Raw genomic sequence first — 14,471 nt, 5'->3', positions numbered from 1 at the left:
GGAACTATGGCCGAACCGAGTAACAGTGAGCATAATTCCGCTCAAACTTCTCTTGAAGAGATCAAGTTCAAGACTGCGGTCGCCGAGCTGCGGAAGCTGCAACTGGAAGTCACAGAATTAGAACGCGGCACCAAATTGGAGTCGAGAATCGGTCGTTTTGTCCCCATCATCACTGCGGTAATCTCAATTGCGGGATTTATTTTGGGTGTTGTCATCTTTGGAAACGAACAGTCAAAGGGTCGACAAGCAAGAGAGGACGACCGCAAGAGTCGAGAACTCAATGATTATCGCATTGGGTATGAACAGCTCCTGCTCTTTTCGTCAAACGACAAACTGACTATCGCGCGAGTGCTGACTTTAAAACAGGACCTCGACGCCCTCAAAGAATCCATCTACCTCACACCTACGCAAAGAGAAGAGCAGGAACAGCGGCTGGCCGGCAGCATTTGTAATTTGATTTCGAGGGATTTTGATTTTACGCAACCGAGACACGTGACATTTGACATCGCAGCTTTGCAAAATTGGCCCGAATATCAGAAAGGCTTGATTGAGACGCTTAACCCAAAAACCGGGAAGACGGTTAACGAAGCAATTATCGACAAGTATTTGCACGTCATCCGAGAACTTGAAACGAAAGAACCTGGAGTGTTTAAGAACGTGGACGTGGCTGAAGACACCGCGGATCCGGAAATCTTCTTAAAAGAGCCTCAACGCAGCGTCATTAATGGATTTGCTTGCCATGTAAACTTACTTCAAGGGGAGAAGAAAGCGAGGGACACTGCTCGTTTCCACGAGATTACGGGAGCGTTTAAGCTTGAGGCAGTTCTCAAGGATAACTTCCAATGTCCTCCCATACCCGCGATCCCGGCACGGCCCGTAACTCAGACGACACCAGTTCCCCCTGTTCAGACAACAACGAACTAACCCTACTTTATCGCCACCCGCACCACTCGCGCTCAGACATCGCCCACCAGTCGGTTCCAATCGGCTGGCCGTCGGGAGGATCGTTCGGCCGTGTCAGATTCATCTTTTTCGGATCGTCCTGAAAGCGTTTGATTTGATTCGTGGTGTACAGCAGGAAGGCGCGTTGATTTTGGTCGCGTGTCTGGTTGGCGTGCGTCGCCGCCCAATCTCTCAATCCTTCCAACTGCAATTCTGCAATTGCGCGCACCTGATTTGAAGCGCGCTCATTTGCCGCAAGCGTCATTAGCTTATTCAGCACGACCGCATTCACGGTGCGCTGAATCTCGCCGTCATAGCCGCTGGTGACATTTGCACGAAAGGTCTCGTCGAGAATCTTATCGAACACGTCACCTAACATCGGATATTCCGCGCCATGGCGCGCGTGGAACTCAACAATGCGCGCGGCACGTTCGGGATTGAAAAGAAATTCAGTGACATGGTTCGCGTAGGCTTCAGCCGGGGCCAGCGCATCAAAAGCCGGCGAGGTCCGAATCCGAAAATGTTCGCGATTACGCGGATAGCCAGGCGGACGAGGCGGAATCAAACGCAACAACGATTCGGGAAGCCTTAGATTGTGTGGCTTCAGGGTCTCGAGCACCGCATACAAGGCTCGCTTCTGCTCGTCCGGCGAAATGATTTGCGGATTGCGATCGCCTTTGCCACGCAGGCTGAAACTGTAGTCTTCGCCCCCAATCACTTTCGCCACGGCTTCCACTTGATAGCGATGGCCCATGTAGAGCGGCACCAAAACATCTTCGAGTGTCGCCAGCGGCGCGCCTTCGCGAATGTTGTTCTCGCCCAAACGGCTGAGCGCGACGCCGCGCACGCGCGTGATGTTCGCGAGGCCATCGATAACGTTCGTGCCGTTGTCCCAAAGATGCGCTACCGAAGTCGATGCGCCGCCGGGACGCGCATCCTGATCCGTCAGATACATCAGCCCGCGTCCCAAAGCATCCCGCAAGATCTTGTCGAGCGCAGCTTTTTCGTCCGTACCCGCAGGAAAGTCCTGATAGCCGTAGGCGATCGCCACTTTGTCCCAATCGCCGATCCCCTTCGCGTAGGCTTCCGAAATATCGGGCGACCCGTCCGCGCCCAGCTTCACAAACGGCGCCGGATAATCCATCACCGAAGCGCGGTTGTTGATGCTCGCTGCAAAGTTGTGTTGCAAACCCAGCGTGTGACCAACTTCGTGGGCCGAGAGCTGTCGCAAACGAGCCAGCACCACCTGCTCAAGGATTTTTCCAACGACTGATTTGTCTTTGCCGTACGGAGCAATCAGACCCTGGGCAATCAGAAAGTCCTGACGATCGCGCAGCGAACCGAGCGACACGCGTCCCTGAATAATCTCGCCCGTGCGCGGATCCTCCAGTGAACTTCCATACGACCAGCCGCGCGTCGAGCGATGCACCCACTGAATCACGTTGTAACGCACGTCCATTGGGTCGGCATCGGCCGGCATGACTTCGACGCGATATGCGTTTCGATAACCGGCCGCTTCGAACGCCTGGCTCCACCAACTTGCGCCTTCGATCAAAGCCGAGCGCACCGGCTCAGGCGCGCCGCGATCGACGTAGTAAACGATCGGCTCGACCGCCTCGCTGACCGTGGCTGACGGATTCTTCTTTTCCAGCCGATGACGCGCGATGTAGCGCTTCGTGATCACGTCCGTGATGGGCGTCGCGAAATCCATGTATTGAATTCCGAAATAGCCCGCGCGCGGATCATTTTCACGCGGTTTGTAACCCGGCGGCGGCAGTTCGACGAACGAGACGCGTTCGCGAACCGTGATCGCCTGGGCATTCGGCGTGACTGAGCGAACCAGGCCGCCGGGATCTCCGTCGGTCGTAAACGTCAACGTCACTTCGACTTCGGTGTTCTTGGGAAAGTTTTTAGTATTGGGCAAGAAGAACGCCGAGCGCGACGCGTCCAAACGAAACTGTCCCTGCTGCAGACGTTGCAGCGTGCCGGGTATTCCGTGATGGTCGCGCAGATAGAAGGCGGTGGCATCAACCAGCACGCGGTCGCCTTCTTCAGCCGCGACTTCAAATCCCCACAGAGTCGATTCCGCAAACGCTTCTCTAATTGAGCGTCGCTCATCGGCGTTGTTACTGATCGCGCGATAATTTTGGTTAGGGGCAATCAGCAAAACGCGAGGGCCGGTGCGCTCAAACCGCACGATGTAACTGTCACCCAACTGGCCGCGATCGAGACCGATGTCATTCGATCCGATTCCCGCCGGGAGAGCTTCAACGTAAAGGAACTCGGAATTCCACTTGTCGATCTCCAGCCAGACTTTGCCGGCCCTCGCGTCCCAATAGAACGGAAAGAAGCCGGCGAACTTCTGCATGCCGGCGGTCTTTTCGCTGATGGTTGCGGACTTTGTCTCGGAACTCGAGCGAGGCTGTGCGAAGTTAACCGTCGCGCACAAGAGAATCAGCGTGAGTGTGATGATCAGTCGTTTCATGTTCTTTCCAGTGCTTGCGGGCGAGATTCCCTCTATCTGTTGTCCAGCTTCCTTCCCGCGTTCAAGTTATCGAAATTCAGAATCACGTTGAAGACGAGCGAATAACTCCCCATGGTCTGTCCGCGCCACATTGGATTGTTTGAGAACAGGATGACGTGACCCTTCTCGAGCGGCGAATCGATCACGGCGGCATGCTGCGCGAGTTCGTCGCCGCCGTCCAGCAATCCTGAAACGAGCAGCTCACGCGCGTCACCCCAACGAAGAATCACGCGCGGCCGTTGCGCCGACGGAATCAATCCGATCAAATTGCGGCGTTGCTCTTCCGGAACCGGTGCGGCTTCCCAAACTTCCCAACTCGGAGGGGGCTCAGGCAACTCTGCGGGAGGCCGACCTTGCACCACGTCCGGATCGTCGGGTGTTCCGCGGCCGGTCATGCGCTGAGGCGAACCCGGGCGTCGTCCCGGAGCGCCAGCTATGTTACTGATGTTGAAGATGGGACCGTTGAAGGTGTAAACGGACAGCGTATCGCTGTAGCCGTAGGCAATTGGACTCGTCGAATCGACCATGCGCGTCTTCGCGACTATCCCGATGGCGCGCAGACGCGTGCTGCGCTGAATCGTGACACCGGGCGTGAAGCCGCTGGACACGGCGAAATCCGCTGAGTCGTCACTGCCAATGAACACGCCGCCGTTCTTCACAAAATTCTGAAGGTTCAGTACGCCGCTGAAACCAAGCCCCGGACGAATGTCATCGGTCGAATCGATCTTGCCGATGTTGGGCGTCAATGAAGTCGTTTTCCACGGGATCGGATTACCGTACATCGGCCGGCCTTGAATGACTGCATTGATGTTGCCGCCGCCCGGCCCAAAGATAATCACGTCGTATTTCCTGTTCAGGTCGCTGTCCTTCGCGACGTCCTGCGTGCTGATGTAATCGAAAGGCACTCCCATCTGATCAAACGCCAGCCGCCACCAGCCTTCATCCTGCGTGCTTAACCATGTGTGCAAGATTGCGACCCGTGCGGCTTTCACTGGATGAGTTTTCACAGTCGGCGCGGTTGCGATGGCGAACGCTTGAAGTCCGAGTTCAGACGTCGCTTTGTTAACCTCATCGGCGGTCGCATTACGAATGATGAACGAGCCGCGATTGAATTTCTTTCCCGCGGCTTCGAACGGTTCTTCCGCGGCGTCGAACGATGCTCGGCGCAGGCGATAGCGCAGGGTAATCAGACTGTTGTCAGCATTCGCATTCACGACGTAAATCGATCCAGTGCCCGTCACGCCGCCAGCCGAACGAACTTCACCGGTGACGCGATCCATCGCCGCGTTTAGAACTTTGGCATCGGTCACCCGCACGACCTGAATGTTACCGAGTTCGCCGAACGTCCAGCCGGTGTCATCGTAAACGTTCTGTTGCGGATCGCGTGGACTCCAATATTGATAGTCGAGCAGTGCGTCAGCGATGCGGCTGTACGGCTGATCCATACGCACGAGATAACTGCCGGCCGGGAACGTGCGCGATTCGGTATCGTCCGCTTTGGCCGGAGACGGCGTAGGCGAACTGCCGGCGATTGGCCTCGGGCCGCCGCGACCTGGTTTCTTCTTCATCGTCACCGTGAACGGCGCGGTCGCGCGATGAACTTCGCAGCCCTGCGCCTGCAGTACTCGCAGGATAGTTGCTTGATTGCCCGGCCGCGGGTCATCGCTCGGGAAAACGTAAGCGGCCGGTCCTTCGTTCTTCGGCTTTTCGACCGAACGCTTCGATTTCAAGTAGAAGTTCTTAAGGAACAGTTTGCTGTTTCGGCTGAAGTTATCCAGCGAGATCAGCAGCGCCGTCTGCTGGTAATTGTTGTTGTTACGCTGCGACCAACGCGCCCGCGGGAGGGGCGGATTCTGTTTGTACCAGGTCCGTTCGTAGTCGTTGGGCGAAAGTGTGCGCACCAGAGTATCGGCGCCGGCGTTGCCGAAAGTTTCATACAAACGGCTGATGCCGTTGTGCGTCGCCGCAATGAACATCAGATATCCGGGCGACCAGGTATCGAACGTGCCGTGCGCGAACACTCCGGGCATGCCGAACTTCGTCATCTCGGAAACGTTTTGCCAGCCGATCATCTGCCACTCATCCGTCAGGATCGGATCGACCCAGGCGTTATACGGGCCGTCACCAATCGTGTTGTCGTAGAGATAAGGAACCGACTCGTGCAAATCGTGCAGCACCTGCGGCTTCCAGGTGAGATAGGTGTTGAGAACGTTGCGCGTCAGCTTCAGCGACAAACCCATCGCGTCGCGATTGTTGTCGTGCGCCACGTATTTACCCCAATAAAGCAGGTTGGGCCAGTTCTTTCCCGGGTTCGCGAGGTGCCAGTTATAAACATCGACCATGCGATCGCGCCCATCAACCTCGACGACCGGCGTGATTAGCGTCACCATCCCCTCGCGAATGGATTTGATGTAAGGACTTTCATCGACGGCAAGACGATAAGCCAGTTCCATCAGCGCGGTGGGCGAACCGGTTTCGGTCGAGTGGATCGTGCCAGTGATGTAGTAAATCGGAAACGTATCCGCCACCAATCGATCAGCTTCCGCATCGTTCATGTTGATCGTGCGCGGATCAGCCAGCTTGTTGAGCCGCGCTCGATTCTCGTCGAGCTTCGCCAGGAGTGACTCCGAGGCAATCGCCACCGCAATCATCTCGCGCCCTTCTTCCGTTGTGCCGATTGAATACACCTTCACCCGCGGGCTGGCCTTCTCGAGCATGCGCATGTAGCGATAGATCTCTTCCGAGTACGGCAGCTTCCCCGGCGCCCCAGCGACATCACCAAGCACAGCCTTGGGCGACGGGACAGTGGGCGAGGCCGGTAGATAATCGGTTAGCGGCGAGTTGAAAAACTTTTCGGTCGTATATTCGGCGATCTTGCGCGTGTATTCCTCGTCCGTCGGCTGGTTCGGGTCGCGCGTGTAGTTGGCCTGCGCGTGTGACGTTAAAGCAGCGGCGGTGATGAAGAGAAGGCTTGCGCCCAACGAGATGCTGATGCGTCTAAGGTTCATTTGAACTCCTTGAAGACTCTGCAACATGAAAATTTGAGAACTGACCGACTTGAAGTGAAGAAGATGCTTTTAAGCCAAACGTGAGGGTAAGTCAATGACGCGGTGAGTCCTACTTTGCGTGTCTTTGCGTCTTAGCGCCTTGGCGTGAACCGACAATTCGCACGTAAGGACCATTTCCCGCAAAGTCGCAAAGACGCAAAGCGCCGCAAAGACAAAATAGGACACTTCTCAATGACTCGGTTGCGGACACCGCTCTTAGTGAATTGCGCTTCCTTAGTATCTTCATCGTAAACTTACCTCGCCGTGGCTCAATCAAGAATCGACGACGATGCCCCTCAGTCTTCTGACCAGACGATAGCAAGCGCTCAACCCCCTGTTGAGCCGGCGCCGCCTGACGTCAAACCAATCAGCAAGGCTGCCGGGGGCATGGCGTCTGCGCTAACCGCCGCACGTTTCGCGCTGCGCGAAATGGGCGTCGTGCGCGGAGCGCGAACCTTGTTGCAGGTGAATCAACCGGATGGGATCGATTGCCCCGGCTGCGCCTGGCCTGAGCCCGACAGCGGGCGTTCGCATTTTGAATTCTGCGAGGAAGGCGCGAAGCACGTCGCTGATGAAGCCACCACGAAACGTGTCACGCCTGAGTTCTTCGCGAAGTGGAGCGTGAAAGAGCTAGCCGACCAGACGGATCTCTGGCTAAACCAACAGGGCCGCCTAACGCACCCGATGATCCTCCGCGAAGGCGCGCAGCACTACGAGCCCATTGATTGGCCGGATGCTTTCGCGCTCATTGCGAACGAGCTGAATGCCCTCGCGTCACCTGACGAAGCGATTTTTTACACATCAGGCCGCACCAGCAACGAAGCGGCGTTTCTCTATCAGCTTTTCGTGCGCCAGTTCGGCACAAACAATCTGCCTGACTGCTCGAACATGTGTCATGAGTCCAGCGGCACGGGAATGAAAGAGGCGCTCGGTTTCGGTAAAGGCACGGTGACGCTGGAAGACTTCACTCTCTGCGACTCGATTTTCGTGATCGGGCAAAACCCGGGCACCAATCATCCGCGCATGTTATCGACGTTGCTGGCCGCCAAACGGCGTGGCTGCAAGATTGTGCATATCAACCCACTGCCGGAAGCCGGCATGACGCGCTTCAAGCATCCGCAGGAGGTTTGGAACTGGCTTGGCAGCGGCACCAAGCTCGCTGATTTGTTTTTGCAGGTGCGCATCAACGGCGACGTTGCTTTGCTGAAAGGCATCATGAAGGAAGTCCTTGATGTCGAAGACCGTCAGCCCGGCCAAGTCCTCGATCACGATTTCATAACCCAGTACACGACCGGTTTTGAAGAGTTCCGGCAAGCGTTGCGCGGGGTTCAGCTCGACGACATCGTCGAACAATCAGGCATCACAAAGGAAAAGATCGCAGAAGCGGCGCGTGTCTTTCTCGAATCAGAGCGCGTGATCTTCTGTTGGGCGATGGGCCTGACCCAGCACAAGAACGCGGTCGGCAACATCCAGGAGATCGTCAATTTAATGATGCTGCGCGGACAGATGGGAAAGCCCGGCGCCGGTCTGTGCCCCGTGCGCGGTCATAGCAACGTGCAGGGCGATCGCACCATGGGCATTTGGGAGCAGCCAACCACCCAGTTCCTCGACAGCCTGGGAAAGGAATTTAGTTTTAGCCCGCCGCGACATCACGGCCTGGACACTGTGCATGCGATCCGCGCGATGGACGACGCATCGGCTAAAGTCTTCTTCGCATTAGGCGGAAATTTTCTCTCGGCGACGCCGGACACGGAATTCACGGCTGAAGCCTTGCGCCGTTGTCGTCTGACCGCGCACGTTTCCACGAAGCTCAATCGCGCGCACTTGATCACGGGACAGAAGGCATTGATTCTGCCGTGTCTCGGCCGCACTGAAATTGATCAGCAGGCTACCGGCCCACAGTTTGTGACAACAGAAAACTCAATGGCGGTTGTGGAAGAATGGCAAGGCCGTCTGGAACCTGCATCAGAACATTTGTTAAGCGAACCAGCAATTGTCGCCGGCCTGGCCAAAGCGACGCTCGGGGCGAGAAGCACGGTCGATTGGGACGCTCTGATTGGTGATTACGATCGCATCCGCGAACACATCGAACACGTGATTCCGGATTTCGACAATTACAATACGCGCGTGCGACAACCGGGCGGCTTCTATCTGCCCAACCCAATTCGCGAACGGAAGTTCATAACGCGCGATGGTAAAGCGCACTTTACCGTTCATCCACTGCCGCAAATTAATTTGCAGCCGGATCAGTTTCTGATGATGACGATGCGCAGCCACGATCAATTCAACACCACGATTTACGGCCTCGACGATCGCTATCGCGGGATTCACAATGGCCGGCGCGTGGTTTTCCTGAACCCTGAAGACATTCGTTCGTCAGAGTTGAAAGACGGCCAACTCGTAGATCTCGTTAGTCATTTCGATGGCGAAGAACGCATCGCACGGCAATTCGCGGTTGTGCCGTACAGTATTCCGCGGCGATGCGCCGCCACGTATTTTCCGGAAGCCAACGTGCTGGTGCCGCTGGGTCATTTCGCGGACAAGAGCCATACGCCGGCATCGAAGAGCGTGGTGATTAGTATTCGAAGCTCGGAAGAAAATGGACAGGATTAACGGGATTCACAAGACTTGGATCTGACATTCTGTGCATTATATTAATCATGTCCCGTCTCTTCGTGACTAAGTAAGGCAAGGCATCCAAACTATTGATGACGACTTCAAAGTCCGAACTCTACGACCAACTCGCGGCGCAACTCTCTGCTCTGCTCGCCGGTGAGCGCGACCTGGTCGCGAACGCGGCCAACTTCTCTTCCGTTGTCTTTCACTCATTGCCTGATTTGAATTGGGCCGGATTCTATTTTGTGAAGGACGGTGAGTTGGTGTTGGGACCGTTCCAGGGCCAACCAGCGTGCGTCCGAATAAAGATTGGTCAGGGCGTGTGCGGCGCGAGCGCAGCGAAAGGTGAAACGGTAATCGTGCCGAACGTGCACGAGTTTCCGGGCCATATTGCCTGCAACAGCGCTTCGAACTCCGAGATCGTGGTACCGTTGCTGAAAGATTCGCATCTGATCGGTGTGCTCGATCTCGACAGCCCCTTGATGGGAAGGTTCGATACGGTCGATGGTGAGGGGCTGGAAAAGTTGACAAGAATTCTGGTTGATGCGAGTGGCTAGTTCGCTCCGTAGGAGCGATAAAGGAGCTAATGATTTAGTCAGCGTTGGGGTTCTATATACATTACGGCCCTAACGGGCCTCCAAACGTTATTGAGAATGAACGATCGCCGTCCCATCATCGTCGCTGTCAGCGGCTTGTCGTCGAACACAGGCAAGACGACGCTCGTGTGTGAATTGCTTGCACGGCTATCAATTGGTACGCATGCCTCCGGCATGCTGCACGCCGGAGGCGTGCGTACCGAATGGGAAGCGATCAAACTGACGCGTGGCCATTACCGTTCTTGCGGCAAAGATCCGAGCGGCTGTTGCGTTAGCGAACTGCTGCGCGATGAGCCGCTGATTCGTTCGGGACGGGCCGGCAATTACGAAACCGGTAAAGATACGGGACGCTTTTGGGACGCCGGCGCGGTGAACGTGCACTGGGTCATCGTCGGCGAAGATCAGGTTGAAGCGGGAATCAACGAGGCGTTATCCCGCGTGCAATCCGCCGGCGTGATCGTCGAAGGCAACAGCTTTCTCGACTATGTCGAAGCGGATTACGCGATCATGTGCGCGCGCGCTGGCGATAACAAATTGAAGACGTCATCAAAAAGAATCCTGGCCAAGGCTGACGCGATGTATCTCTCGACCATCGACGATTCAGATCGAGCGACGGCAATGCGAGACTTCGACCAATGGCGCGCAGGTTTATCGATTGAGTTGGATACTGAAGGGCTGGAGATTTACACGCGCGCGGACTTGTCGAAACTAATCGAGGCGATTTGCGACGTCGCTCAAATTTCCTCGGTGCCCTCTGTGGTTGCTGTTTAATTCGCAGGCAAGATGCCTGCGCTCCGCCCGCAGGGATGCGGGCGCTCCATCATGATTAAAATTCGCAAATCAGAAGAACGCGGCCATTTTGATCTCGGCTGGCTCGACACTTATCACACCTTCTCGTTCGATCAGTATTACGATCCCGCGCATACGCATTTTCGCAGCTTGCGCGTCATCAACGAAGATCGGGTCGCCACGGCGAAGGGTTTTCCGACGCACTCGCACCGCGACATGGAAATCATCACGTACATCCTCTCAGGCGAGCTGGAGCATCGCGACAGCATGGGGAATGGTTCAGTAATTCGTCCCGGCGATGTGCAGCGCATGAGCGCCGGCACCGGTGTCGCGCACAGCGAATTCAATCCGTCAGCGACTGAGGCGGTGCACCTGCTGCAAATTTGGATTATGCCGCGGGCGCGAAATCTGCCGCCAGGCTACGAACAGAAATTCTTTTCGGAAGAAGAACGCAGCGGAGGCTTGCGCCTGGTGGCATCCGAAGACGGTCGCGACGGCTCAGTCACGATTCAGCAGGACGCGCGTCTGTATGCGACGATCTTCCCACCCGGCTCATCGATTGAGCACACGCTAGCCGACAAACGTTACGCCTGGATTCAAGTCGCGCGCGGAAACCTTAACGTCAACGGGCACGAGTTAAAGCAAGGCGACGGCGCCGCGGTCAGCAACGAAAATCAATTGCGACTCGCGGCTAACGACGGAGCGGAAGTGCTCCTGTTTGATCTCGCTTAAGTACGCCGGGGGCTAGCTTTGATTGTTGAGTGCAGTGGATGGCGCCTGCACCGCCCGAAGCTCTCCCACTATTTGTTCGATCCTCTTCGCCTGACTCTCGATAGTTTCCGCGCGCCGCCGCGACTTCTCGCTCAGGTCTTCTTCACGCAAAAGCAACTGCGCCTGGCCCAACAAAGCTGCCAGTGGATTGTTAATCTCATGCCTGACGTGCGCGACTAACGTGGCCGCCTCGGAGAGTCTGTTTTCGTAATCTTGAACAGTGACCCGCAAGCGGTCCAATTCGGTGTCGGGGGATTCTGTTTGGCTCATTTGTCGGGGTAGAACCTTTGAAGTCGACGACCGTGAAGAGTCGGCAAAATCGATGAGGGTGCCGCCACCTCATTCTGCTGATTGTCGGTCTAACGCGCAAGACTTTTTTCACGCACTGTGACCTCGCAACCGCGCACATTTCGCAAGGAATTATGCGAGCCACAGGTACGCGCGCGCCACGCGCGCTAAGCGCCGGCCGAAAAGGACCGCCGTGAGTAACTCCACGGTGCGTCGGTGCGCTGTAATGCAAGTGGTTTGACTTTGGCAGCGTGGCGCTTGTAAATTCGATTTCGCTGCTGGGAGGTCGTCCAATGGTAAGACACCAGACTCTGGATCTGGCTATCGGGGTTCGAGTCCCTGCCTCCCAGCCAATTTCTCGCCTGCTAAAACAATAACTCGCCTGCTAAAACAATAAGAAGAGAAGTTAATGACCCGGGATTTGATCGACGGCGTCAATGACGCGTTCGAGTTGCGTGAGGTACGCGCCGAAGAGCTCGTTTGCCTCAGCTTCATTTAGTTTCGCTTTTGGCGAACCGCTGAGTTCGAGAATCCGGTCAAACGGCGCCACATCCAGACCCAACTCATTTGCCGTGGCATGGATCGCGTCCCGTTTGGCGACGGGAACTTCCCTGCCCCGCAGCATCAACACCGCCCGAAACAGAGCTGCGAAACTGGACAGGCTTTCGACCATCAGCGCGGCCAGCTTTTCCGCTGACTGTGACGCGGGAAAATAGAGCCGCCGCAGCTGGAGAAACTTCGTTCTGAGTTCGTATTCAAGCTGGTGACGCAGGTTGGCGTCCGAAGTCTCGACTAACTCCAACGGATCTGACCCGTGTAGCACCCGCCGCGCCTTCTGCATTTGCAGAAACTCAATGGGAAAAACGTCAGCCGCGCGTTGCAATTCATCGAGCGAGAAATAGACAGGCAGTGGCTGCCTCGCTTTCGTCCAGACGCGTTCCGGCTCAACTGATCGCTGCAGGTCTTCTACAGCCACTCGACGCAGTACCACCAGCACGTTGTGATGTGCGCGGTCGTCAGTTGTTTCTTCAACCGCAGTTGAGCCATACACCGTGATTGAAGCGAGGTTCTGCCCGTGCGCGGCGATTAAGTCTTCGACCAACCGCTGAAGAACCTTAGAATTTGTCTCTTCGGCCATAGTCATCCAGGGAACCCGTCGTCGTTTAGAGCCGGGCTACTTGCCCGACTCTACTCGGCGAGCGGTAGCCGCCTCTAAACGTTAAATACGCATAGCACGCCGCCTCTAAACATTCGGCCCTTTGCGGCTACTTGCTGAAATCGACCGTCGGCGCGCGTTGCGCTCCCGGATCCGCTTGAAAGTACGGCTGCGCTGGAAATCCCAGTAGCCCGGCAATCAGCACGGTCGGAAATCTGCTTCGCGATGTGTTGTAATCCTGCGCCGCCAGAGTGTAGTCGCGCCGGGATGTGGCCAGCCGGTTTTCGGTCCCGGCCAATTCATCCTGCAATCGAAGAAAATTTTCATTAGATTTCAACTGCGGATAATTCTCGGTGATCATCAGAAAGCGGCCACCTGTGCCCAGCAGGCCTCCATCGCGCATCGCGGTGGTCAAATTCTGATCGGCGGCGATCTTCTGTTCCGTGGTGGCGTTCGGATTCTGAATCGTCGAGAGCAGTTGCGAGCGCGCTTCGGCGATTCGCGTGAATACTCGCTCTTCGAGACCAGCAATGCCTTTGACCGTGGCTACGATATTTGGAATCAAATCAGCCCGCCTCTGCATTTGGTTCTGCACCTCGGCCCACTGAGCATCCACATTCTGCCTCTTCGTTACCAGTCCGTTGTAGCTGCCAATTCCCCAGATGGCGAGGATCAGCCCGACCACCACGATGACACCCAGAACGATCAGACCAACTTTCTTACCCATTTGCGAATCTCCTTTTGATGTAGCTTAACTTAACCGCTGTATTTGCTGTAAACGACGCGAATTCGTGTCGTAATGATTACCAGCTAACTCCGGCTCCCCCGCCGCCAAAATCTCCGCCGCCGCCGAAGCCACCGAAGCCGCCGCCTCCACCGCCGCCGCCTCCGCCCCCGCCAAACCCGCCAAATCCGCCGCCCGACCAGCCACTCGAGCTTGAACCCCCGCGGCCACTGAGCAGCATGCTCAAGACCATCCACCCGAGCCAGCCGCTGCCGCCGCCGCTTCCGGGCCCGCCTCTTCCGCCTCTACGCGCCGCGGCGAGAAGCGCGAGTACGACGATCACGATGACGCCGATGACGATGATCGACATGCATCTGTTCGTCTGCGGACGCGCCGCGCGAACCGGTGGCTGCGAGGTGGTTCCGGCAGGAAAAATCTTGTCGGTACTGAATCCCTGTTTCCGCGCCACTGTCCTGATGTATTCGTAGATCGTGTCTCGTATCCCGCGGCCGTACTCACCCGCACGAAAGGCGGGGATGATCTTCTCGCGCTGAATCTGCCCGGCGAGTCCATCCGGAATGTCGCCTTCAAGGTGACGGCTGATCTGCGTGAAGGCATTTCGATCTTTGAGAGCGACAACCAGGAGAAGGCTGGGCTTCTGGGTATCCTTCGAACCCAAGCCCCAGCCACGCGCGACGGCAAGCGAGTAGTCAAAGATAGTCTGACCGCCCGCAGTCTCGACGACCGCGACGGCGAACTGAATTCCCTGCTGGCGATCCAAATTCGTGAGCGTCGCTTCCAGTTCACTCTTTGTCGTGCGATCGATGGCGCCAACGTAATCGTTGACATAGCCAGTGGGCGGCGGCAGTGGCGACTGCGGTGTTTGCGCAAACGAATTCAAGGCCGTGCCCAGAAGCACGGCCAGAATAAGCCAAACGTAGTGTCTCGTTTTCAACGGCAAATAGCGTTCTGGGCTATTGTCCGCAATTTAGATGCCGCGGCAAAACGCAGACGGGAT

The 14,471-nt window shown here is 56.4% G+C and carries 11 protein-coding genes and 1 tRNA gene; 6 read left to right on the top strand and 6 right to left on the bottom strand.

The genetic code is table 11. The features are described 5' to 3' along the window. The first annotated feature begins 6 nt into the window (after positions 1-6). Entirely contained in the window at positions 7-924 is a 918-nt protein-coding gene (locus VFX97_00605) for a hypothetical protein (GenBank protein ID HEX5701698.1), read from the top strand. 7 nt (positions 925-931) lie between these two features. On the opposite strand, the gene VFX97_00600 is transcribed toward VFX97_00605, so the two are convergent. Both VFX97_00600 and VFX97_00595 read right to left on the bottom strand, forming a co-directional pair. Further along, positions 932-3,427: a zinc-dependent metalloprotease gene (locus tag VFX97_00600; GenBank protein HEX5701697.1), complete on the bottom strand. Its 2,496-nt coding sequence runs from the start codon at positions 3,425-3,427 to the stop codon at positions 932-934. A gap of 32 nt (positions 3,428-3,459) precedes the next feature. After that, complete coding sequence (locus tag VFX97_00595) at positions 3,460-6,474, bottom strand: M14 family zinc carboxypeptidase (GenBank protein ID HEX5701696.1); 3,015 nt, start codon at positions 6,472-6,474, stop codon at positions 3,460-3,462. Between the two features lie 303 nt (positions 6,475-6,777). On the opposite strand from VFX97_00595, the gene VFX97_00590 reads away from it, so the two are divergent. The 4 genes from VFX97_00590 (at position 6,778) to VFX97_00575 (ending at position 11,246) form a co-directional block, all read left to right on the top strand. Continuing rightward, positions 6,778-9,126, top strand: coding sequence for an FdhF/YdeP family oxidoreductase (locus tag VFX97_00590; protein HEX5701695.1), 2,349 nt, complete (start codon positions 6,778-6,780; stop codon positions 9,124-9,126). 95 nt (positions 9,127-9,221) lie between these two features. Beyond that, positions 9,222-9,686: a GAF domain-containing protein gene (locus tag VFX97_00585; GenBank protein ID HEX5701694.1), complete on the top strand. Its 465-nt coding sequence runs from the start codon at positions 9,222-9,224 to the stop codon at positions 9,684-9,686. 96 nt (positions 9,687-9,782) lie between these two features. Then, positions 9,783-10,496 carry a hypothetical protein gene (locus VFX97_00580; GenBank protein ID HEX5701693.1) on the top strand — a complete coding sequence of 238 codons (714 nt, stop codon included), beginning with the start codon at positions 9,783-9,785 and terminating at the stop codon, positions 10,494-10,496. 51 nt (positions 10,497-10,547) lie between these two features. Then, the gene (locus VFX97_00575) at positions 10,548-11,246 is read left to right on the top strand and encodes a pirin family protein (GenBank protein HEX5701692.1); all 699 of its coding nucleotides are present in this window, start codon (positions 10,548-10,550) and stop codon (positions 11,244-11,246) included. Between the two features lie 12 nt (positions 11,247-11,258). Here the strand turns inward: VFX97_00575 and VFX97_00570 are convergent, their stop codons facing one another. Next, positions 11,259-11,555, bottom strand: coding sequence for a histidine kinase dimerization/phospho-acceptor domain-containing protein (locus tag VFX97_00570; GenBank protein ID HEX5701691.1), 297 nt, complete (start codon positions 11,553-11,555; stop codon positions 11,259-11,261). 297 nt (positions 11,556-11,852) lie between these two features. On the opposite strand from VFX97_00570, the gene VFX97_00565 reads away from it, so the two are divergent. Further along, positions 11,853-11,926, top strand: a tRNA-Gln gene (locus VFX97_00565). Positions 11,927-11,979: 53 nt separating this feature from the next. Here the strand turns inward: VFX97_00565 and VFX97_00560 are convergent. From VFX97_00560 to VFX97_00550, 3 genes are all read right to left on the bottom strand, one after another. Continuing rightward, complete coding sequence (locus VFX97_00560; GenBank protein HEX5701690.1) at positions 11,980-12,711, bottom strand: hypothetical protein; 732 nt, start codon at positions 12,709-12,711, stop codon at positions 11,980-11,982. Between the two features lie 127 nt (positions 12,712-12,838). Then, entirely contained in the window at positions 12,839-13,456 is a 618-nt protein-coding gene (locus tag VFX97_00555; GenBank protein ID HEX5701689.1) for a LemA family protein, read from the bottom strand. Positions 13,457-13,532: 76 nt separating this feature from the next. Beyond that, the gene (locus VFX97_00550; GenBank protein HEX5701688.1) at positions 13,533-14,408 is read right to left on the bottom strand and encodes a TPM domain-containing protein; all 876 of its coding nucleotides are present in this window, start codon (positions 14,406-14,408) and stop codon (positions 13,533-13,535) included. Between the last annotated feature and the right edge of the window lie 63 nt (positions 14,409-14,471).

The organism is Pyrinomonadaceae bacterium (assembly GCA_036277115.1).
In the GTDB taxonomy this organism is placed as follows: domain Bacteria; phylum Acidobacteriota; class Blastocatellia; order Pyrinomonadales; family Pyrinomonadaceae; genus UBA11740.
The sequence above is the reverse complement of the archived record's forward strand: the minus strand, read 5'-3'. Positions and strand labels throughout refer to the sequence as shown.